General features: G+C 69.9%; 15 protein-coding genes and 1 pseudogene. 12 read left to right on the top strand and 4 right to left on the bottom strand.

Going from position 1 to position 21,199, the window contains the following annotated elements; translation table 11 throughout:
• Positions 1-62 precede the first annotated feature (62 nt).
• Positions 63-998 carry a porin gene (locus OOT46_RS21220; protein ID WP_265405626.1) on the top strand — a complete coding sequence of 312 codons (936 nt, stop codon included), beginning with the start codon at positions 63-65 and terminating at the stop codon, positions 996-998.
• Positions 999-1,115: 117 nt separating this feature from the next.
• On the opposite strand, the gene OOT46_RS21215 is transcribed toward OOT46_RS21220, so the two are convergent.
• Positions 1,116-2,018, bottom strand: coding sequence for a LysR family transcriptional regulator (locus tag OOT46_RS21215; protein WP_265405625.1), 903 nt, complete (start codon positions 2,016-2,018; stop codon positions 1,116-1,118).
• A 145-nt stretch (positions 2,019-2,163) separates the two neighbouring features.
• Between OOT46_RS21215 and OOT46_RS21210 the strand changes: the two genes are divergently transcribed.
• The 6 genes from OOT46_RS21210 to zapE all read left to right on the top strand — a co-directional run bounded on the left by OOT46_RS21210 (position 2,164) and on the right by zapE (position 10,648).
• The gene (locus OOT46_RS21210) at positions 2,164-3,111 is read left to right on the top strand and encodes a Tim44-like domain-containing protein (RefSeq protein WP_322114275.1); all 948 of its coding nucleotides are present in this window, start codon (positions 2,164-2,166) and stop codon (positions 3,109-3,111) included.
• 153 nt (positions 3,112-3,264) lie between these two features.
• Positions 3,265-3,540: a hypothetical protein gene (locus tag OOT46_RS21205; RefSeq protein WP_265405624.1), complete on the top strand. Its 276-nt coding sequence runs from the start codon at positions 3,265-3,267 to the stop codon at positions 3,538-3,540.
• Positions 3,541-3,799: 259 nt separating this feature from the next.
• On the top strand, positions 3,800-6,658 hold the full coding sequence (locus OOT46_RS21200; protein WP_416136236.1) for a 2-oxoglutarate dehydrogenase E1 component: 2,859 nt from the start codon (positions 3,800-3,802) through the stop codon (positions 6,656-6,658).
• Positions 6,659-6,764: 106 nt separating this feature from the next.
• Positions 6,765-8,027: a 2-oxoglutarate dehydrogenase complex dihydrolipoyllysine-residue succinyltransferase gene (gene odhB / locus OOT46_RS21195; RefSeq protein ID WP_265405622.1), complete on the top strand. Its 1,263-nt coding sequence runs from the start codon at positions 6,765-6,767 to the stop codon at positions 8,025-8,027.
• A 10-nt stretch (positions 8,028-8,037) separates the two neighbouring features.
• Entirely contained in the window at positions 8,038-9,465 is a 1,428-nt protein-coding gene (gene lpdA / locus OOT46_RS21190; RefSeq protein WP_265405621.1) for a dihydrolipoyl dehydrogenase, read from the top strand.
• Positions 9,466-9,547: 82 nt separating this feature from the next.
• Entirely contained in the window at positions 9,548-10,648 is a 1,101-nt protein-coding gene (gene zapE, locus OOT46_RS21185; protein ID WP_265405620.1) for a cell division protein ZapE, read from the top strand.
• 6 nt (positions 10,649-10,654) lie between these two features.
• Here zapE and OOT46_RS21180 read toward each other — a convergent pair whose 3' ends face one another.
• Together OOT46_RS21180 and OOT46_RS21175 are read right to left on the bottom strand one after the other, a co-directional pair.
• Positions 10,655-12,547, bottom strand: a complete 1,893-nt coding sequence (locus tag OOT46_RS21180; protein ID WP_265405619.1) for an ATP-binding protein — start codon at positions 12,545-12,547, stop codon at positions 10,655-10,657.
• Positions 12,548-12,739: 192 nt separating this feature from the next.
• Entirely contained in the window at positions 12,740-13,507 is a 768-nt protein-coding gene (locus tag OOT46_RS21175; protein ID WP_265405618.1) for a PP2C family protein-serine/threonine phosphatase, read from the bottom strand.
• A 79-nt stretch (positions 13,508-13,586) separates the two neighbouring features.
• On the opposite strand from OOT46_RS21175, the gene OOT46_RS21170 reads away from it, so the two are divergent.
• Positions 13,587-13,790, top strand: coding sequence for a DUF465 domain-containing protein (locus OOT46_RS21170; protein ID WP_265405617.1), 204 nt, complete (start codon positions 13,587-13,589; stop codon positions 13,788-13,790).
• A gap of 127 nt (positions 13,791-13,917) precedes the next feature.
• Positions 13,918-15,889, top strand: a pseudogene (locus OOT46_RS21165) (ATP-dependent DNA helicase).
• Positions 15,890-15,904: 15 nt separating this feature from the next.
• Here OOT46_RS21165 and OOT46_RS21160 read toward each other — a convergent pair.
• Positions 15,905-16,732 carry an outer membrane protein assembly factor BamD gene (locus OOT46_RS21160; RefSeq protein ID WP_322114277.1) on the bottom strand — a complete coding sequence of 276 codons (828 nt, stop codon included), beginning with the start codon at positions 16,730-16,732 and terminating at the stop codon, positions 15,905-15,907.
• 74 nt (positions 16,733-16,806) lie between these two features.
• Here OOT46_RS21160 and OOT46_RS21155 point away from each other — a divergent pair, with 74 nt between their 5' ends.
• From OOT46_RS21155 to OOT46_RS21145, 3 genes are all read left to right on the top strand, one after another.
• Positions 16,807-17,811: an RluA family pseudouridine synthase gene (locus OOT46_RS21155; RefSeq protein WP_265405616.1), complete on the top strand. Its 1,005-nt coding sequence runs from the start codon at positions 16,807-16,809 to the stop codon at positions 17,809-17,811.
• Positions 17,812-18,085: 274 nt separating this feature from the next.
• Positions 18,086-19,063 carry an SMC-Scp complex subunit ScpB gene (scpB, locus tag OOT46_RS21150; protein ID WP_265405615.1) on the top strand — a complete coding sequence of 326 codons (978 nt, stop codon included), beginning with the start codon at positions 18,086-18,088 and terminating at the stop codon, positions 19,061-19,063.
• On the top strand, positions 19,053-21,197 hold the full coding sequence (locus OOT46_RS21145) for a pseudouridine synthase (protein ID WP_265405614.1): 2,145 nt from the start codon (positions 19,053-19,055) through the stop codon (positions 21,195-21,197). The genes scpB and OOT46_RS21145 overlap by 11 nt, the downstream gene beginning before the upstream one ends.
• Positions 21,198-21,199: the final 2 nt, after the last annotated feature.

Below are 21,199 nucleotides of genomic sequence, written 5' to 3'. Positions count from 1 at the left end.
GTCGTGGCGGCGCTGGCGCATGGACATCTCCGGTATCACACACCAAGCATCACCGAGGACTCATGAAAAACACCATCCTGCTGACCACGCTCGCCGTCTTGTCCGCTGCCCCCGCGCTGGCGCAAACCCAGTCCAATGTCACGCTCTACGGGCGTGTCGACCTCGGCCTGGCACGCAACATCGGCGACGACACGTGGAAGATGCAGCAGGGCTCGGGCAGCCGCCTGGGCCTGCGCGGCAGCGAGGACCTGGGTGGCGGCCTGAAGGCCATCTTCAACATCGAGCACCGCTTCTCGGCGGACGACGGTACGGTCTCTTCGTCCAACCCCTTCTGGCATGGCCGCTCGGTGCTTGGCCTGCAGGGTGGTTTCGGCACCGTGACGCTCGGTCGCGAATACACGCCCGTGCGCAACGTCTCGAACCCGCTCGACCCATGGGGCGGCGACACCGTGGCAGCACACGAGGGCAACCTGCTGGGCACGGTCGCGCCGCAGCGCAAGAACAACGCCATCACCTACTCGACGCCCGAGCTGGGCGGCTTCAAGGCCCAGGCCCAGGTCAGTGCCGATGAAGTGGCCGGCAACGACACCAAGGCCACCTATGGCCTGAACCTCGCTTATGCCGCCGGCCCCCTGTCGGTGAGCTATGGCTTCGACAAGTCGGCCAAGGAAGACGCGACCTGGCACCTGGTGGGCGGCTCCTACGACTTGGGGCCGGCCAAGCTGCTCGGCGCCTTCGGCTCGGGCAAGAACACCGACGGCGACAAGCGCCGCTCCTTCCTGGTCGGTGCCACCGCCCCGCTGGGCGGCGGCGAGCTGCGCGTCGGCTACAGCAAGCTCGAAGCCAAGGACCCGGACGAGGACCTGTCGTCCAAGTTCGGCATCGGCTACCACTACCCGCTGTCCAAGCGCACCGTCGTCTATGTCGACGTGGCCAACGACAGCGAGGCCGACAGCGACAAGACCGGCGTGGACTTCGGCCTCAAGCACAACTTCTGAGCGATTTCGGCCTTCACGAAGAGAGAGAGTTCAAGCCGCCCCCCGGGGCGGCTTTTTTTCGCCGGGCTGCCGCCGCTTGCCCCCGCCTGCGGTCGCGTGCGCCAGGCTGCACGCGCCTCAGGCCGGCGGGTGCGCTGCGGCAGCTGCAGCGACCAGCCGCTGCACGAGCGGATGCTGGATGCGCCGCTCGGCGGTGATCAGGTGGAAGTGCTCGGCCACGCCCGTGCACGGTCCGAGCCATTGCAGGCCATGCACCCGCGTCAGCTCGTCGTGTGACCATTGGGGCGCCGGGAAGGCCCCCGCGCCGGTGCGCCCGAAAGCGGCCAGCAGCGCGCTGTCCTCGAACTCGCCGACCACGCGCGGCCGCACGCCGACGCGCTCGAACCAATGGTCCAGCCGCGCGCGCAGCGCCGCATGGGTGGTGGGCAGCAGCACCGGCAACTGCGCCAGACAGCCCGGGAAGTCGCGCGGCACGCCTTCCAGCAGGTCCTGCGGCGCATACCAGGCGACCGGCGTGTCGCCCAGCGCATGGCTGTAGAGCTTGAGGTTGGGGTTGGCCGGGGCAGGGCGGTCCGACAGCACCACGTCGAGCCGGTGCAGCGCCAGGTCGGCCAGCAGGTCGTCGATCTCGTCCTCGTGGCACAGCAGCCGCACGTCGCGGCTCTCCATCGCCGGCCGCAGCAGGTGCGGCACGGCCAGCTTGGGCAGGCCGTCCGAGATGCCCACCGCCAGCCGCACGCTGCGTTCGGTGGCCGCCTCGTGCACCAGCGCCGGCAACTGCTCACCGAGCTGGAAGATCTGCTCGGCCTGCGCCATCGCGGCAGCCCCTGCCTCGGTCAGCGCCACGCCCCGGCCGGCCGGCTTCAGCAGGGTGTGGCCGAGCGAACGCTCCAGCTCGCGCACCTGCGCGCTGACGGTCTGCACCGCCATGTCCAGCCGCTCGGCCGCGCGGGCGATGCCGCCTTCCTTGGCGACCACCCAGAAATAGTAGAGGTGGCGGTAGTTCAGCGGAGTGGCCATGATCAGTTTTTTCCGAAGCTACTATCTTGCAAATGCCATATTTTTACAGAGGAAAGTATCGTGTATCTTCTGCATCCGCTTCCGCCGTGCACGACCCGCGCTTTCGCGCGCCGGTGCGCGGCGGCTGGAACCGGAAGGAGATCCTGTGAAGACCTTGAAGACTTTTCTCGTCGCGCTGTCGATGGCTGTTGCCGGCCTGAGCCTGGCCGGCGCCCCGCTGGACGCCGAGGCCAAGCGCATCGGTGGCGGCAAGAGCGTCGGCATGCAGCGCCAGGCCAGCCCGCAGCCCACACAGAGCCCGCAGACCCCGCCGACCCAGGCGCAGCCCGCCGCCGCGGCGGCTCCGGCCGCAGCCGGCGCGGCAGCCGCAGCAGGCAAGCGCTCCTGGTTGGGCCCGATCGCCGGCATCGCCGCCGGCCTGGGCCTGGCTGCGCTGATGAGCCATCTCGGCTTGGGCGAAGGCATGGCCAACATCCTGACCTTGATGCTGCTGGCCGGCGCCGCCTTTTTCCTGATCCGCTTCCTGATGCGCCGCTTCGCCGGCGGCGCCTCGCGCGGCGCTCCGTCCGGTTTGCAGTTCGCCGGGGCGGGAGCGGCGAGCGGTTCGGCGGCCGGCTTCGGCGCCGCCCCCGCACAGCCGCTGCAGCGCAGCGGCCTGGATGCGGCGGCACCCGTCGGTGGCATCCAGCTCGGCAAGTCGGGTTCCGCGGCCAGCTTCGACAGCGCTGACTTCGATGCTGCGGGCTTCGAGCGGGTCGCCAAGACCTTGTTCATCCGCCTGCAGGCCGCCAACGACGCGGGCGAGGTCGAGGACCTGCGCAAGTTCACCACGCCGGAGCTGTTCGCCTCGCTGCGCCTGGACCTGCAGGACCGCAAGGGCGCCAGCCAGCAGACCGACGTGCTGCAACTCGATGCCCAGGTGCTGGATCGCGCCCGCGATGACGGCCAGTGGGTGGTCAGCGTGCGCTTCCACGGCCTGATCCGGGAGCAGGCCGATGCGGCGGCCGAGCGTTTCGATGAGGTCTGGCACTTCGTGCGCCCGCTCGATGAGAGCCGCGACTGGGCCATTGCGGGCATCACCCAGGTCTCCTGAGACCCCGGCCTGTCCCGACTGCAGCCGCCCGGCTGCAGGTGTTCCGGCCGGATGCCCCCGCCCCAGCGGGAGTGTCCGGCAGCACTGACGGCGTCGGGGTTGCCCGGCGCTCGCGCATGACTTCCGGCGGGATCACCCCTAAGATCCCCTGTCATGCAACGCAAGCCTTTGATTCTCCTCGTGTCCACGCTCGCGCTGAGCGCTTGCAGCTCGGTCGGCGTCGGTCTGTCGGTGCCGGTGGGCTTCGGCAACGTCGGCGTCTCGATCGGCTCGGGGGGCCGCATCGGCGGCAGCGTCGGGGTGGGGCGCGGCGGCGTGGGTGTCGGCATCGGCGGGTCGACCCGCCTGCCGGCCAGCGGCGACGGGGCCGCCCCGGCCTCGCAGTTCGAGCCTTTGGAGGGCGCCGCCTCGGCTCCGGTGTCTCCCTGATGCCACACCGATCGCCCGTTCCGGGCCGCCTGTGCTTCGAGAGATGCTTCACATCGCAGCGAACTGCTGCATTAGCGGCAGAATTGCAACGGTGTTAGAGTGCGCCGTCTGACAAATAAGTCCTTCCCGTCCCCTTTGCTGGTTTCTGTATTGATTCCAGAGTAAAGGCGGGTCGCAATCCGCCAACCGGTCAAGCCGTGTCGCGGAAGGTTGTCCAACCAGCCAACAACCCTGGAAACCGGGGTGAAAGGTGAGCGAAATGATGCAGCAATACAGGTCGAATTCGTACCTGTTCGGGGGCAACGCGCCCTACGTGGAAGAGTTGTACGAGCAGTACCTCGACAACCCCGGCTCGGTGCCGGACAACTGGCGTGCCTACTTCGACGCCCTCCAGAACGTGCCTGCCGCCGACGGCTCCGAGTCGCGCGACGTGCCGCACGCCCCGGTGATCGAGTCCTTCGCGCAGCGCGCCAAGTCCAACGCCTTCGCCGTCAAGGCCAGCAGCACCGACCTCGCCGTTGCCCGCAAGCAGGTCCACGTCCAGTCCCTGATCGCTGCCTATCGTTTCCTCGGTTCCCGCTGGGCCGACCTCGACCCGCTCAAGCGCCAGGAGCGTCCCAAGATCCCCGAACTCGAGCCGGCGTTCTACGACCTGACCGAGTCCGACATGGACATCACGTTCAGCGCGACGAACACCTATTTCACCAAGGCCGAGCAGATGACCCTGCGCGAGATCGTGCAGGCCTTGCGCGAGACCTACTGCGGCACCATCGGCGCCGAGTTCATGCACATCACGGAGCCGGGTGAAAAGCGCTGGTGGCAGCAGCACCTCGAACCCATCCGCTCCAAGCCGGCCTTCACGCCGGAAAAGAAGAAGTCCATCCTCGAGCGCCTGACCGCGGCCGAGGGCCTGGAGCGCTACCTGCACACCAAGTACGTCGGCCAGAAGCGCTTCTCGCTCGAAGGCGGCGAGAGCTTCATCGCCTCGATGGACGAACTGATCAAGCGCGGCGGCGAGAAGGGCGTTCAGGAGATCGTCATCGGCATGGCGCACCGCGGCCGCCTCAACGTGCTCGTGAACACCCTGGGCAAGACGCCGAAGGACCTGTTCTCGGAGTTCGAACACACCGCGCCCGAAGACCTGCCGGCCGGCGACGTGAAATACCACCAGGGCTTTTCGAGCGACGTCTCGACCCCCGGCGGCCCGGTCCACCTGAGCCTGGCCTTCAACCCCTCGCACCTGGAGATCGTCAACCCGGTGGTCGAGGGCTCGGTCAAGGCCCGCATGGACCGCCGCGGCGACCAGGACGGCGACCAGGTGCTGCCGGTGCTGGTGCACGGCGACGCGGCCTTCGCGGGCCAGGGTGTGGTGATGGAGACGCTGGCGCTGGCCCAGACCCGGGGCTACTACACCGGCGGCACGGTGCACATCGTCATCAACAACCAGATCGGCTTCACCACCTCCGACCCGCGCGACAGCCGCTCGACGCTGTACTGCACCGACGTGGTCAAGATGATCGAAGCGCCGGTGCTGCACGTCAACGGCGACGACCCCGAGGCCGTCGTGCTGGCCACCCAGTTGGCGCTGGACTACCGCCAGGAGTTCAACAAGGACGTGGTGGTCGACATCGTCTGCTTCCGCAAGCTGGGCCACAACGAGCAGGACACACCCTCGCTGACCCAGCCGCTGATGTACAAGAAGATCGCGGCCCACCCCGGCACCCGAAAGCTCTACGCCGACAAGCTGGCGGCGCAAGGCACCATCACGCCGGAAGACGCCGACGAGATGGCCAAGGCCTACCGCGCCGCGATGGATGCCGGCAAGCACACGGTCGACCCCGTGCTGACCGACTACAAGAGCAAGTACGCGGTCGACTGGTCGCCCTTCCTCGGCAAGAAGTGGACCGATGCCGCCGATACGGCGCTGCCGCTGGCCGAGGTCAAGCGCCTGGCCGAGCGCATCACCACCATCCCGAGCACGCTGAAGATCCATCCGCTGGTCGAGAAAGTCATCGCCGACCGCGCCGCGATGGGCCGCGGCGAAATCAACGTCGACTGGGGCATGGGCGAACACCTGGCTTTCGCCTCCCTGGTGGCCAGTGGTTACCCGGTGCGCCTGTCGGGTGAGGACTGCGGCCGCGGCACCTTCGTGCACCGTCACGCCGTGCTGCACGACCAGAAGCGCGAGAAGTGGGACGAGGGCAGCTACATCCCGCTGCAGAACGTGGCCGACAACCAGGCCCCCTTCGTCGTCATCGACTCCATCCTCTCCGAGGAAGCAGTGCTGGGCTTCGAGTACGGCTATGCCAGCGCCGACCCGAACACCCTGGTGATCTGGGAAGCGCAGTTCGGCGACTTCGCCAACGGCGCGCAGGTCGTGATCGACCAGTTCATCGCCTCCGGCGAAGTGAAGTGGGGCCGCGCCAACGGCCTGACCCTGATGCTGCCGCACGGCTACGAAGGCCAGGGCCCCGAGCACTCCTCGGCGCGCCTGGAGCGTTTCATGCAGCTGGCCGCGGACAACAACATCCAGGTCGTGCAGCCCACCACGGCGAGTCAGATCTTCCACGTGCTGCGCCGCCAGCAGGTGCGCATGTTCCGCAAGCCGCTGGTCATCATGACGCCCAAGTCGCTGCTGCGGAACAAGGATGCCACCTCGCCGCTGACCGAGTTCACCAAGGGCGAGTTCCGCACCGTGATCGGCGAGCTGAACGCGCAGGTCGATGCGGCCAAGGTCAAGCGCGTGATCGCCTGCTCGGGCAAGGTCTACTACGACCTGATCAAGAAGCGCGAGGAGAAAAAGGCGGGCGACGTCGCGATCATCCGCGTCGAACAGCTCTATCCCTTCCCGCACAAGGCCTTCTCGGCGGAGCTGAAGAAGTACCCCAACCTCGCCGATGTCGTGTGGTGCCAGGACGAGCCGCAGAACCAGGGCGCCTGGTTTTTCGTGCAGCACTACATCCACGAGAACATGAGCGAAGGGCAGAAGCTGGGTTACGCCGGTCGTCCTGCCTCGGCCTCGCCGGCAGTGGGTTACGCCCACCTGCACCAGGAGCAGCAGAAGGCGCTGCTCGACCAGGCCTTCGCCAAGCTCAAGGGTTTTGTCCTCACCAAATAAACACGCGCAGGCCGGGCGCCACGTCGCCCGGCCCTGAGCGCGCGTCCGGCCGCATGCCCGCCCCGCGGCCCCGCCGGACGCCCCCACAGACATCGAAAGACACGTTATGGCAATCGTAGAAGTCAAGGTTCCGCAGCTCTCCGAATCGGTGGCCGAAGCCACCCTGCTGCAGTGGAAGAAGAAGCCCGGCGAGGCCGTGGCCCAGGACGAGATCCTGATCGAGATCGAGACCGACAAGGTGGTGCTGGAAGTGCCGGCGCCCTCGGCCGGCGTGCTGGGCGAGATCGTTGTCGCCGACGGCGGCACGGTGACCTCCGACCAGGTGATCGCGAAGATCGACACCGAGGGCAAGGCCGGCGCCGCCGCGCCTGCCGCTGCTCCGGCGGCGGCCGCCGCGCCGGCGCCCGCTGCTGCCGCCGCTCCCGCGGGCGGCAGCAAGTCCGGCGTCGCGATGCCGGCGGCCGCCAAGCTGATGGCGGACAACCAGCTCGCCGCCGGTTCGGTGCCGGGCACCGGCAAGGACGGCCGCGTCACCAAGGGCGACGTGCTGGGCGTGCTGGAAGGGGGCGCCAAGTCCGCGCCGGTGGCCGCACCGGTGCAGGTGCCCGCCGCGCCCGCCGTGGCCAAGCCGCTGCCGGCGGTCTCCGCGCCGGTTGCCAACCTGGGTGATCGTCCGGAGCAGCGGGTGCCGATGAGCCGTCTGCGCGCCCGTGTCGCCGAGCGACTGCTGCAGTCGCAGGCCACCAATGCCATCCTGACCACGTTCAACGAAGTGAACATGGCGCCCGTGATGGAGATGCGCAAGAAGTTCCAGGAGAAGTTCGAGAAGGAGCACGGCGTCAAGCTCGGCTTCATGAGCTTTTTCGTCAAGGCCGCGGTCCATGCGCTGAAGAAGTACCCCATCCTCAACGCCTCGGTGGACGGCAACGACATCGTCTACCACGGCTACTTCGACATCGGCATCGCGGTCGGTTCGCCGCGCGGTCTGGTGGTGCCCATCCTGCGCAACGTCGACCAGATGACCTTCGCCGAGATCGAGAAGAAGATCTCCGAGTTCGGCCAGAAAGCCAAGGACGGCAAGCTGGGCCTGGAAGACCTCTCCGGCGGCACCTTCTCGATCTCCAACGGCGGCGTGTTCGGCTCCATGCTGTCCACCCCCATCATCAACCCGCCGCAGTCGGCCATCCTGGGCGTGCACGCCACCAAGGACCGCGCGGTGGTGGAGAACGGCCAGATCGTGATCCGCCCGATCAACTACCTCGCGATGTCCTACGACCACCGCATCATCGACGGCCGAGAAGCCGTGCTCGGCCTGGTCGCGATGAAGGAAGCGCTGGAAGACCCGGCCCGCCTGCTGTTCGACATCTGAGGACCGAGTGATGAGCAAACAATTCGACGTCGTCGTCATCGGCGGCGGCCCCGGCGGCTATATCGCGGCGATCCGTGCGGCCCAGCTGGGCTTCAACACGGCCTGCATCGACGAGTGGAAAAACAGCAAGGGCGGCCCGGCCCCGGGCGGCACCTGCACCAATGTCGGCTGCATCCCGTCCAAGGCGCTGCTGCAGTCGTCCGAGCACTTCGAGCACGCCGGCCACGGCTTCGCCGAGCACGGCATCTCGCTGTCCAACCTGGCCATGGACGTGGCGAAGATGCTGGGTCGCAAGGACACCGTCGTGAAGCAGAACAACGACGGCATCCTGTACCTCTTCAAGAAAAACAAGGTCAGCTTCTTCCATGGCCGCGGCTCCTTCGTGAAGGCGGCCGAGGGCGGCTACGAGATCAAGGTCAGCGGCGCGACCGAGGAGACCCTGGTCGGCAAGCATGTGATCCTCGCCACCGGTTCGAACCCGCGGGCCCTGCCCGGCGCGGCCTTCGACGAGGACAAGATCCTCTCGAACGACGGCGCCCTGCGCATCCCCGCGGTGCCGAAGAAGCTGGGCGTGATCGGCTCGGGTGTCATCGGCCTCGAGATGGGCTCGGTGTGGCGCCGCCTGGGTGCCGAGGTGACCGTGCTCGAAGCGCTGCCGGCTTTCCTCGGCGCCGTGGATGAGCAGATCGCCAAGGAGGCCCACAAGATCTTCACCAAGCAGGGCCTGAAGATCGAGCTGGGCGTCAAGATCGCCGAGGTCAAGACCGACGATGACGGCGTCGCGGTCAGCTATGTGGACGCCAAGGGCGGCTCGCAGATCCTCTCGGTCGACAAGCTGATCGTCTCGATCGGGCGCGTGCCCAACACCATCGGCCTGAACGCCGAGGCGGTGGGCCTGAAGCTCGACGAGCGCGGCGCCATCGTCGTGGACGACGACTGCAAGACCAACCTCCCGAACGTCTGGGCGGTGGGCGACGTGGTGCGCGGCCCGATGCTGGCGCACAAGGCCGAGGAAGAGGGCGTGGCGGTGGCGGAGCGCATCGCCGGCCAGCACGGCCATGTCAACTTCAACACCATCCCCTGGGTCATCTACACCCACCCCGAGATCGCCTGGGTGGGCCAGACCGAGCAGCAGCTCAAGGCCGCGGGCCGTGCCTACAAGGCCGGCAGCTTCCCCTTCATGGCCAACGGCCGTGCGCGGGCGCTGGGCGACACGACGGGCATGGTGAAGTTCCTGGCCGACGCCAAGACCGACGAGATCCTGGGCGTGCACATCATCGGGCCCTACGCGTCCGAGCTGATCGCCGAGAGTGTCGTCGCGATGGAGTTCAAGGCCAGCGCCGAGGACATCGCGCGCATCTGCCACGCGCATCCCTCGCTGAGCGAAGCCACCAAGGAAGCCGCGCTGGCGGTGGACAAACGCACGCTCAACTTCTGACGCGTCCGACCAGGATGCGCGGCAGAAGAGGGCGACTCGCGGGTCGCCCTTTTTCTTGAGCGGCAAGACAAGTACGGGTTGTATGGTCACGGTTACCGAGCTGTATGAACAGACGCTGGCGGAGCGCGGCTACCGCAGCGACCCCGCGCAGCTGCGCGCCATCGAGGCGCTGCAGCGCTGCTATGACGAGTGGGTCGACTACAAGGCGCGGCGCTCCAATGCGCTGACCAAGCTGCTGCGGCGCCCGCCGCTGCCGCGCGGGGTCTACATGTTCGGCGGGGTGGGGCGGGGCAAGAGCTTCCTGATGGACTGCTTTTTCAACGCCGTGCCGGTGCTGCGCAAGACCCGGCTGCATTTCCACGAGTTCATGCGCGAGGTGCACCGCGAGCTGGCCGACCTGAAGGGCATGTCCGACCCCTTGGACGAGCTGGGACGGCGCATTGCAAGGCGTCACCGGCTGATCTGCTTCGATGAGTTCCACGTTTCGGACGTCACCGATGCGATGATCCTGCACCGGCTGCTGCAGGCCCTGTTCGACAACCGCGTCAGCATCATCACGACCTCGAACTTCCACCCGGACGAGCTCTACCCCAACGGCCTGCATCGCGACCGCATCCTGCCCGCGATCGAGCTGTTGAAAGAAAAGCTGGAAGTCATCAACGTCGACAACGGCACCGATTACCGTCGCCGCACCTTGGAACAGGTGCAGCTGTACCACACGCCGCTCGGCGGCGAGGCCGACGCCGCGATGCTGCAGGCTTTCGAGCGCCTGGCCGAGGCGCGCGACGAGAACCCGCTGCTGCACATCGAACACCGCGAGATCCGCGCCCGCCGGCGTGCCGGGGGGGTGGTCTGGTTCGACTTCCAGAACCTGTGCGGCGGTCCGCGTTCGCAGAACGACTACCTGGAGCTGGCAACGCAGTTCCACACCCTGCTGCTGTCCAACGTGCCGCGCATGTCGCCGCGCCTGGCCTCGGAGGCGCGTCGTTTCACCTGGCTGGTGGACGTGCTCTACGACCGCCGTGTCAAGCTGATGCTGTCGGCCGAGGTGCCGCCCGAGCAGCTCTACACCGACGGCCCGCTGGCGCACGAGTTCCCGCGCACGGTCTCGCGCCTGCACGAGATGCAGTCCACCGAGTTCCTGTCGCTCGCGCACCGCAACGTCGATACCAGCCTGACCTGAACGATCTCAGCCGGGAACCGCGGGGCGGCGTATGGTGCTCAAGGTCGCCTGCAGCGCGGCGATGTCGATCGGCTTGGTGAGGTGGTGGTCGAAGCCGGCCGCCTGGGTCATCTGCTTGTGCTGCTCGTGGCCCCAGCCGGTCAGTGCGATCAGCAGGGCATCCCGGCCGCATGCGAGCTCGCGCAGGCGGCGCGCCAGTTCGAAGCCGTCCATCACCGGCATGCCGAGGTCGATCACCACCGCGTCGGGCGAGAAACCGTCCTCGATGGTGCGCAGCGCCGACGCGCCGTCGTAGCAGACCCTCACCTCGGCGCCGATGAGCCGCAGCAGCGCGCCCACCGGGTCGGCGGCGGCGCGGTTGTCGTCCACCAGCAGCACCCGCGCGGTGACGCAGAACACCCGGGCCTCCGACGACGAGACGCGCGGCAGCCCCTGCAGGGCCAGCGGCAGGCGCACCAGAAACTCGCTGCCTCGGCCCGGGCCCTCGCTGCGCGCCTGGACGCTGCCGCCGTGCAGCTGCACCAGGTGCTGCACCAGGGCCAGGCCCACGCCCAGGCCGGCGCTGCTCTCGCTGCCCGGGCTGGCGGCCTGCGCATACAGGTCGAACACATGGGGCAGCATGGCCGCGGGGATGCCGCAGCCGCTGTCGCGCACCGAGATCGTGGCGCTGCCGCCTTCGCGCTGCACCGTCAGCCAGACGTCGCCGCCGGCATCGGTGTGGCGCGCCGCGTTGTTCAGCAGGTTGGTCAAGACCTGGGTCAGCCGCACCCGGTCGCCCAGCACCCGCAGCGGCGCGGCCAGCAGCGAGAGGTGCAGGCGCTGGTGGGCCTCGACGATGTGCGGCATGCTGGCCTCCACCGCGGTATTGACCACCAGCAGCAGGTCGACCGCTTCCTTGCGCACGGTCACCTTGCCATGGCTGATGCGCTGCACGTCGAGCAGGTCGTCGACCAAGTGCACCAGGTGGTCCACCTGGCGTTCCAGCATCTCGTGCAGCGGGGCCGGGTCGAGCGAGCCAGGCTCGCTCAGGCGCAGCAGCTCCAGCGTGCTGCGCAGCGGCGCGAGCGGGTTGCGCAGCTCGTGCGAGAGCATCGCGAGGAACTCGTCCTTCTGGCGGTCGCGTTCCTGCAGCGCCCGGTGGGCGAGCTCGAGTTCGGCCCGTCGCTGCCGCAGGCTCTGCAACTCCAGCGACTCGGCGTGCAGGCGCTGCGGCTGGGCGCCGCGTTCGCCGCCGCGGCCGCGCAGCAGGGTGTCGAGCTCGGGCTGCTGCCGCAGCAGGGCGATCACGTCGTCCTCCAGCGGCAGCTCGGGATGCAGAAGGCTCCAGAAGTGCGCGTGGCGGACGAAGGCGAGGAAGGTCAGCAGCCATTGCAGACGCTGCGTACCCAGGGCCTGCAGCAAGGCCAGGCGCGCGCCCTGCGCGCGGGCCGGGTCGGTGAACACCGCCGCAGCGAGGTCGAGCAGCGCCAGTTCCTCGGGCTCGCCGGGAAGCGGCCACTGGTCCAGCAGCCCGGACTGCGCGGACAGGCAGGCGGCGGCCTGCTGCAGGTCCTCGGCGCTGCAGGGCGCGCGAGCCAGCAGCGCGCGTACATCCTCGGGGCTTTGCGGCAGGGTGGTCGTGTCGCCGGCCGGGTGGCCCTGCCCCAGCAGGAAGGCGGCATGCCGGGCGGCACAGTAGCGCGATTCGCAGAAGCGCGAGAGATGCAGGAACAGCCGTTCCTTGAGCAGTGCGGGCAGCGGGTTGTCGAGATAGGCCATGCGGGCGTGCTGCCACAGCGGGGGCGGCTGCCGCGGCGACACGATGAGGCTGCGGTAGAGGCCGGGCAGCAGGCCGAAGCGCTGCCTCGCTTCCTGTTCCCAGGCCGGGGGATCGCCGGGGGCGGCGGCTGTCGAGGACATGGCGGCTCCTTGAGGGGCGGCGGAGCCGGGGGCGCCGGGCAGGCGCGGAAGCTGCGGCTCCTGCCGCCCGGGGGGCGCCGGAGCGGCAGTGCGGTCCAATCTAGGCTCTCACCGGGGCCTTTTCAACGCCGGTTCTGACAGTGGCGGGTCAAGGTGCCGGCCGCGCCGCCTCATCGCGAGGTCGCAGCGGCTTCAGCTCAGCGGCTCGACCCGGACCACCGCCAGCGAGAGGTTGTCGCCGCCCCCGCGGGCGCGCTGGCGCGCCTTCGAGACCAGCATCTCGCTGGCCTCGCGCGGCGGCAGCGTGTTGACGATCGCGCCCAGTTCACGCGGGCTGAAGTAGTGCCACAGGCCGTCGCTGCAGGCCAGCAGGCTGTCGCCCACCTCCAGGCGGCCGAAGTGGTGCAGCGTGACCGGCGGGTCCTGGAAGGTGCCGAGGCAGCCGGTCAGCAGATTGGACTGCGGGTGCACGTTGGCCTCTTCCTCGCTGATCTGGCCGTCGTCGACCAGGCGCTGCACATAGGAATGGTCCTTGGTGCGACTGAGCATCTCGGCGCCGCGGAAGTGGTAGACGCGCGAGTCGCCCGCGTGGATCACCGCGCCTTCGCGGTTGGGGTTGACGAGGAAGGCCGCCACCGTGCTGTGTGGCTCCTCCTCGGCGGTGATCGCGGTGAGCTTGATCATCAGGTGTGATTCGAGCACCAGCTGCTTGAGGGTCTCGCCGGCATCGTCACTGGAGGGCGCATAACGCTCGAACAGCTGCCGCGCGGTCAGGATGACCTGGTCGGAGGCCTTGCGCCCACCGCTTTTGCCGCCCATGCCGTCGGCCACGATGCCCAGCAGGCAGCCGCTCACGCGCGGGTGGGCAAGCACTTCCACCTGGTCCTGCTGGTAGGCGCGGTCGCCTCGGTGGATGCCGGTGGCGGCAGTCAGGCGGTAACCCTTGGGTGGAGAGCTCATGGTGGGGCCGTGTTGCAACAGCGAAAACTATAATCGACCCGACCGGAATCCCTGCCGAGTACTGACACCGATGGCCTCCATGGACGAAAACCTGCACTCGCCTCAGCGACGGCTGATCGAGCTGCGCATGGAGCACGCCGATCTCGACAACCTCATCGACCAGACCGAAGGCCAGCGACCGCTGGACGAGCTGTCGCTGCGACGCCTCAAGAAGCGCCGCCTGCTACTGCGCGACCAGATCGTGCGGCTGGAAACGCAGCTGAGTCCTCAAGAACCTGCCTGAGCGCGCGCGGATGAACGACACCGACTCCGGGCTGCCGGAAGACGACTTCCTGGCCCAGCTGGAGCGCGCCGAGTCGGGCCGCGACGACAGCGAGGCCGAGGCGCGCCCGGCCCCTGCCGACGGTGAGCTGGTGCGGGCCGTGCTGGACGCCTTCGCACCCGGTGGCGCCCTGTCGCAGGCCGATCCCGACTACCTGGAGCGCCCGCCGCAGACCGAGTTGGCGATGGAGATCGCGCGCGCCATCGAGGCACGCCGGCCCATCGTGGCGGAGGCCGGCACCGGCGTCGGCAAGACCTTCGCCTACCTGGTGCCGGCGCTGCTGGGCGAGGGGCGGGTGCTGGTCAGCACCGCGACCAAGAGCCTGCAGGACCAGTTGTTCCTGCGTGACCTGCCGCATGTGCGGGATGCCTTGCAGGTGCCGGTGCAGCTGGCCTTGCTGAAGGGCCGCGGCAGCTATCTCTGCCTGCACCGCCTGGAGCAGGCGCGCCACGCCAGTGCCTTGCCCGACCGCTGGGCGGTGCGCACGCTGGCCAAGATCGAGCAGTGGTCGCAGGCGACCCGCAGCGGCGACCTGGCCGAGCTCGAAGGCCTGGACGACCGCTCGCCGGTGATCCCGCTGGTGACCTCCACGCGCGACAACTGCCTGGGCTCGGAGTGCCCCAGCTACCGCAGCTGCCATGTGATGAAGGCGCGCCGCGAAGCGCTCGCGGCCGATGTCGTGGTGGTCAACCACCACTTGTTTTTTTGCCGATCTCGCACTGCGCGAGACCGGCATCGCCGAGTTGCTGCCGAGTGCCGATGCGGTGATCTTCGACGAGGCGCACCAGCTGGCCGAGGCCGGCGTGCAGTTCCTCGGCGCGACGCTCGCGACCGGGCAGGTGATCGACTTCTCGCGCGACCTGCTGGCCGCCGGGCTGCAGCATGCGCGCGGCCTGGCGCCGTGGTCGGAGCTCGCCGGCGCCTGCGACCGCGCCGCACGCGATCTGCGGCTGGCCGCTGCCGGGCCGCTGCGCGAGGTGCGCGGCATCGTCAAGCTGCGCTGGCAGGAACGCGGCGAGCGGCCCGAGTTCGTCGCGGCGCTGCAGGCCCTGGGCGAGCGCTCGCGCGAAGCCTGTGAGGCGCTGGCCACGGTCAGCGAGATCGCGCCCGACTTTCCCAAGCTGCAGGAACGGGCTCGCCAGCTCTCGGCCCGCGCTGCGACCTTCGCGGTCGAGTCCGCGCCGGGCAAGGTGCGCTGGATCGACATCGGCCCGCAACAGGCCCGCCTGGTGGAGTCGCCGCTGGACATCCGCGAGGCGATGCGCGAGCAGCTGGAGAGCCACCCCAAGGCCTGGATCTTCACCTCCGCGACGCTGGGGGCCGACGAGAAGCTGCGCTGGTTCACCGAGCCGACCGGGCTCGACGACGCGGTGACGCTGCGTGTGGGCAGCCCCTTCGACTATCCCGAACATGCTCGCGTGTACGTGCCGCGTGTGTTCCCGCGGCCCAACGAGCCCGGCCATCCGGTCTCGGTGGCGCGACTGGCGGCGCGGCTGGCGCAGTCGCTGGACGGCCGCACTTTCGTGCTGACCACCACCTTGCGGGCCTTGCAGCAGATCGGCCAGGAGCTGCAGGCCGAGTTCGAGCACAGCGGGGCCGGCATCGCGGTGCTGGTGCAGGGCACGGCGCCCAAGCGTCAGCTGATGCAGCAGTTCCTGGCGCAGCCGCGCTCGGTGCTGGTCGGGTCGCAGAGTTTCTGGGAGGGCATCGACGTCCCCGGCGAGGCGCTGCAGTGCGTGGTGATCGACAAGCTGCCCTTCCCGCCGCCCAACGACCCGCTGGTCGAGGCGCGCGTCAAGCGCCTGGAGGCCGAAGGCCGCAACGCCTTCAACGAGTACTTCGTGCCCGAGGCGGCCGTGGCGCTGAAGCAGGGCGCCGGGCGCCTGATCCGCACCGAAAACGATCGTGGGCTGCTGGTGGTGTGCGACCCCCGGCTGGTCAGCATGGGCTACGGCCGGCGCCTGCTGGCCGCCTTGCCGCCGATGACACGGCTCAATACGGAGGCCGAGGCGGTCGGGTGGCTCGCCGAGCTCCGCGCGCTGTCGCAGCCGTCCGCCTGAGCGGCGCCCGGTGCTTCACCAGAGCTGCCACCAGGGCTTGTCCTCGCCCCGGGTGCCGCCCTTGAGGTAGGCGCTGTCGGGGAAGCTGGTGCGCAGCACGCGCTCGGCATCGTCACGCAACTGGGTCAGGCCCAGCCGATCGTAGCTGCGCGCCATCAGGTAGAGCGCTTCCTCCAGCGAGGGCGACTGCTGGTGGTCCTGCACCGTCTGCTGGGCCCGATTGGCGGCCGCGAGGTAGGCGCCACGCCGGTAGTAGTAGCGTGCCACGTGGACCTCGTAGGCCGCCAGCGCGTTGACGATGTAGTTCATGCGCACGCGCGCATCGGGTGTGTAGGTCGAGTTCGGAAACTGCTCGACCAGCTGCTTGAAGGCCTGGAAGGCGTCCTTGGAGGCCTGCTGGTCGCGCTCCGAGAGGTCCTGGCGCGACAGCTTGCCGAACAGCCCCAGGTTGTCGTTGAAGTTCACGACGCCGCGCAGGTAGAGCGCGTAGTCCATCGCCGGGCTGCTGGGGTGCAGCTTGACGAAACGATCGATGGTCGCCAGCGCCTGCGCCTTCTCGTTGGTGCGGTAGTAGAGGTAGGCGAGCTCGAGCTGCGCCTGTTGTGACAGCAGGGTGCCGGCGGCGCGGCCCTCCAGCCGCTCGTAGAACTTGATGGCGCGCTCGTAGTTGCCGGCGGCTGCCTCGTCCTTGGCCTCTGCATACAATTTGTCGGTCGACATGCCGGCCGTCTCGTCTTTCGGCGTCGACGAGCAGCCGGCCAGTGCGGCGGCCAGCACCAGCGCGCCGGCGGCCAGGGCCCCGGTGCCTGCTCGGGGCCGGGCGGTGGTCGGGCTTTCCGACACAGGCTTCACATCACGCATACCAGCAGCGGGCGGTGCTTGCCGTCCGCAGTCAAACGAAGGATCGCGAATTTTATATGCTTCCCCCCTCACGCTCTGAGCCGAGTCCTTCGGAACTGGTCGACCCGGAGGACGAGGCCCCGGAGGCCGCCGAGGCGGAGCGGCGTGAAACCGTCGTCGATGCGGCCCGGCACGGCCTGCGCCTGGACAAGCTGCTGGTCGAGTTGGCCGGCGAGTTTTCGCGCAGTCACCTGCAGAGCTTGATCGAGCAGGGCTGCGTGCTGCTGGACGGGCGCCTCGCCGACACCGCCAGCCGCAAGGTCCACGTCGGCCAGCGGGTGCAGGTCGAGTTGCGGCCCACGCCGCAGAGCCAGGCCTTCCGTCCGGAGCCCCTGGGGCTGGACATCGTGTTCGAGGACGCCCACCTGATGGTGGTTCGCAAGCCCGCCGGGCTGGTGGTGCACCCGGCCGCCGGCCACTGGTCGGGCACCCTGCTCAACGGCCTGCTGGCCCACCACCCGGGCGCAGCCGCGCTGCCGCGGGCCGGCATTGTGCACCGCCTCGACAAGGACACCAGCGGCCTGATGGTCGTGGGCAAGACGCTGGAGTCCGTCACCGCGCTGGTGCGGGCCATCGCGGCCCGCGAGGTGCGGCGCGAGTACGCCGCGCTGGTGCACGGTGAGATCCTGCAGCCGGCCCGGCTGGCGAGCATCGAGGCGCCGATCGGGCGCGATCCGCAGTCGCGCGTGCGCATGGCGGTGCTGGGCAGCGGCAAGCCGGCGCGCACCGAGGTGGCGCTGGTGGCCACCGCGCTGGCCTGCTCGGCGGTGCGCTGCCGCCTGCACACCGGCCGCACCCACCAGATCCGGGTCCACCTGGCTTCGCGCGGCTTCCCGCTGGTCGGCGACACGCTCTACGGCGGGCGCCCGGCGCTGGGCCTTCAGCGCCAGGCCCTGCACGCGGCCCGCCTGGGCCTGCAGCACCCGGTCAGCGGTGAGCCGCTGAGTTTCGAGGCGGCGCCGCCGGAGGACTTCGCGGCGGCCTGGCGCGAGGTCGCCGGCAGCGTCGATCTGATGTGTTGAACCGACATCGGCGGCCCTCGATGTGCGAGGGGCGCCGGCTTGGATACAATGCGCCCCAGGTAAGCACCACCGCTTCAGTCCGCGGCTTGCGGCCGGCACCGGCCAGCGCCAGCGGGGCAACCCGAGCGCCAAGGCCTTTGGCGCCGTCGCAGCGGTCCCCGCAACCGATCTCGAAGACACCCGAACCCGGCGTGCGGCGCACAGGCCTGCGGGCAGGCCTGGCCCAGGCGCAAGACGACGCTTGGATCCGCTTGAGGACGACAAACGACAACTCATGAACACACAGGATGCGAAGCGCGTCCTTGAGACAGCGCTGATCTGCGCGCAGCAGCCCTTGCCGCTGCGCGACCTGCGGACGCTGTTCAACGACGAGCTGGGCGCCGACACCCTTCGCATGCTGCTCGACGAGCTGACGCGCGAGTGGGAGGACCGGGGCGTCGAGCTGGTTGCCGTGTCGACCGGCTGGCGCTTCCAGAGCCGGCCGGAGATGCGCGAATACCTCGACCGGCTCAACCCGGAAAAGCCGCCCAAGTACTCGCGCGCCACGATGGAGACCCTGGCCATCATCGCCTACCGGCAACCTGTCACGCGCGGCGACATCGAGGACATCCGCGGCGTCACGGTCAGCAGCCACATCATCAAGCAGCTCGAGGACCGCGGCTGGATCGATGCGATCGGCTACCGCGAGGCGCCCGGCCGCCCGGCGCTCTACGCCACCACCCGGCAGTTCCTCGACGACCTGGGTCTGGCCTCGCTCGACCAGCTGCCCGCACTGCAGAACACCGGTGCCGACCCCCAGATGCTCGTCGCCGGGCTGGGCGACTCGCTGGCGCTGCCCGAGGGCGAGGCGGTCGATGAGACGTCCGCCGCGCCAGCCGAGGAGGGCGCAGCGCCGACCGAGGGGCCGGCCGGGGTCCCGGAGGCGGCTGCCGAGACCGAGGTGGATGCCGAAGCCGGCAGCCTCGGCGCTGCGCAGCCGCCCACGGCTTCCGAGCTCCCCTCGGAGTCGCCGGCGCCTGAGGCGCCGGCGCTCCCCGAAGCGCCTGCCGGCGACGCCCCCGAAGCGCACGCCGGAGCGCCCGCTGCTCCCGCCGAGGTCGGCGACGAGCCCGAGCGGCCCGTCGCCGACGCCCTGGCGCCGGCCGACGACCCGTCCCCCTTACTCCCTACCGCTTCACCGTCCGCCAGCGACGACGCTGGCCCGGACACCCCGGACTCCACTGCATTCCCCCCCATCCGCCATGAACTCTGAACCGCAAGACCTGCCGCCCTCGTCGCCCGAGACGGATGCGCCCGCCGTACCCACGGCGCAAACCGAGGGGCAGGCCGCGCCCGCCGACAAGCCCAAGCGCCGCAGTCCGCGCAAGGCCAAACCGGCCGAGGCGGTGGCGGGCGAGCTGGTGACGGCTGTCGCCGAGGGGGCTGAAACGGCCTCCGCGGAGGTGCCGGCCGCAGCGAAGAAGGCGCCGCGCCGGCGCAAGGCGGCCGCCGCCGAGGAGGTGCCGCCGGCCGAGGCTGCCGCTCCCCAGGCTGCCGCTCCCGAGGCGGCAGCAGCGCCGCAGGCGACCGAGGCGCAAGCGCCGGCCGAGCCGGCACGGCCCCGGCGTGGCCGTGCCAAGGCCGCGGCGTCGGTCGAGGTGATCCCGTCCGGCGCCCCGGCGGCCGAGGCCGCACTGCCCGCCGCGAATGCCGAGGCGGCAGCGCCCGCCAGCGAGCTGCCGGCGGCCCCGCGGCCTGTGGAGGCACGCTCCTCTGACGCCGAGGAGGGCGCTCGCGCGCACGCTGCCGTCGGAACCGGCGCGGAAGGCGAGACCGCTGCGCCGCCGGCCGCCGAGGGCGGGGAAGAGGGCCAGGGCCCGGGCCGTCGCCGGCGCGACCGACGTGAGCGTCGCGAGCGCCGCGGCGAGAGCCAGGCCGAAGCCCGCGCGCCATCCGACGCAGGCGAGGGCGGTGAGGCCGCCGAGGCCGGTGCCGTGGAAGGCACCGAAGCGCCGGCCCAGCGTGAACGACGCGAGGGCCGCAAGGGCGAGCGTGGCGGCAGGGGCGAACGCGAGGGCGGCGCCCAGCAGGGCAAGCGGGGCCCGCGCGGCCCCGGCGGCCCAGGCAGCGAGGACGCCCGCCAGCGTTTCGCCGACGTGCTCTCGGGCGAGTTCGATGTCGACGACGAGGCGGTCGAGGAGTCCGAGGCCGCGTCCCAGAAGCGTGTGCTGCAGCCCGACGCCGATGCACCGAAGCTGCACAAGGTGCTCGCGCAGGCCGGCATCGGCTCGCGCCGCGATATGGAGCAGCTGATCCTGGAAGGCCGCATCTCGGTGAACGGCGAGCCCGCGCACATCGGCCAGCGCATCTCCTTCGGTGATCAGGTGCGCGTCAACGGCAAGCCCATCAAGGTGCATATCGCGCCGCCGCCGCCGCGGGTGCTGGCCTATCACAAGCCGGTCGGCGAGGTGGTCAGCCACGACGACCCGCAGAACCGCCCGACGGTGTTCCGCCGCCTGCCCAAGCTGCCGCAGGGCAAGTGGCAGTCGGTCGGCCGCCTCGACATCAACACCGAAGGCCTGCTGCTGTTCACGAGTTCGGGCGAACTGGCGAACCAGATGATGCACCCGCGCTTCGGCGTCGAGCGCGAGTACGCGGTGCGCGTGCTCGGTACGCTGGAGACCGAGGCCCGCAAGCGCCTCCTCGACGGGGTCAAGATCGACGGCCAGCCGGCCAGCTTCAAGTCCATCGAGGACGGCGGCGGCGAAGGCGTCAACCACTGGTACCGTGTCGTGATCACCGAAGGCCGCAACCGGGAAGTGCGCAAGCTCTTCGACGCGGTAGGCCTGACCGTGAGCCGGCTGATCCGCATCCGCTACGGCACCGTGGTGCTCCCGCGGGGCCTCAAGCGGGGTGTCTGGGTCGAGCTGGAGGACAGCGACGTGCGCTCGATGAAACGCCTGGCGCAGGGCGAGACCGGCCGCGGCGAGGGGCAACGCGAAGGCCGCGGCGGCCGCCAGGGGCAGGGCGGCAAGCCCGGCCAGGGCAACAAGGCCGGGCCCGCCGGCAAGCGTCAGGGCGGTCCGCGCGATGCCCGGGGCGGCAACCGAGGGCCGGCCCAGCCGCGCCTGAGCGGCCCCGACCCGCTGGAGCAGACCTACGACAAGCGCTTCGCCCAGTCCACCAAGCTCAAGCAGGGCCAGCCGCGCCAGCCCGACCCGATGCAGACCAGCGTCGGCTACATCGGCGCCGATGCCTTCCTGCGCAAGAGCCATGGGAACAAGGGCGGCGGACGCGGCGGCAGCAGCGGTGGCAACCGCGGCTTCGGCGGCGGCGGGCAGGGCGGCAACCGCGGCTTCGGCGGGGGGCCGAAACGCGGCGGCGGTGGCGGAGGCCGCGGCCGCTAAGG

This window comes from Aquabacterium sp. A7-Y, assembly GCF_026153205.1.
Taxonomy (GTDB): Bacteria; Pseudomonadota; Gammaproteobacteria; order Burkholderiales; family Burkholderiaceae_C; genus Caldimonas.
Note: the sequence above shows the minus strand (reverse complement) of the source record. Positions and strands in the feature narration are given on the sequence as shown.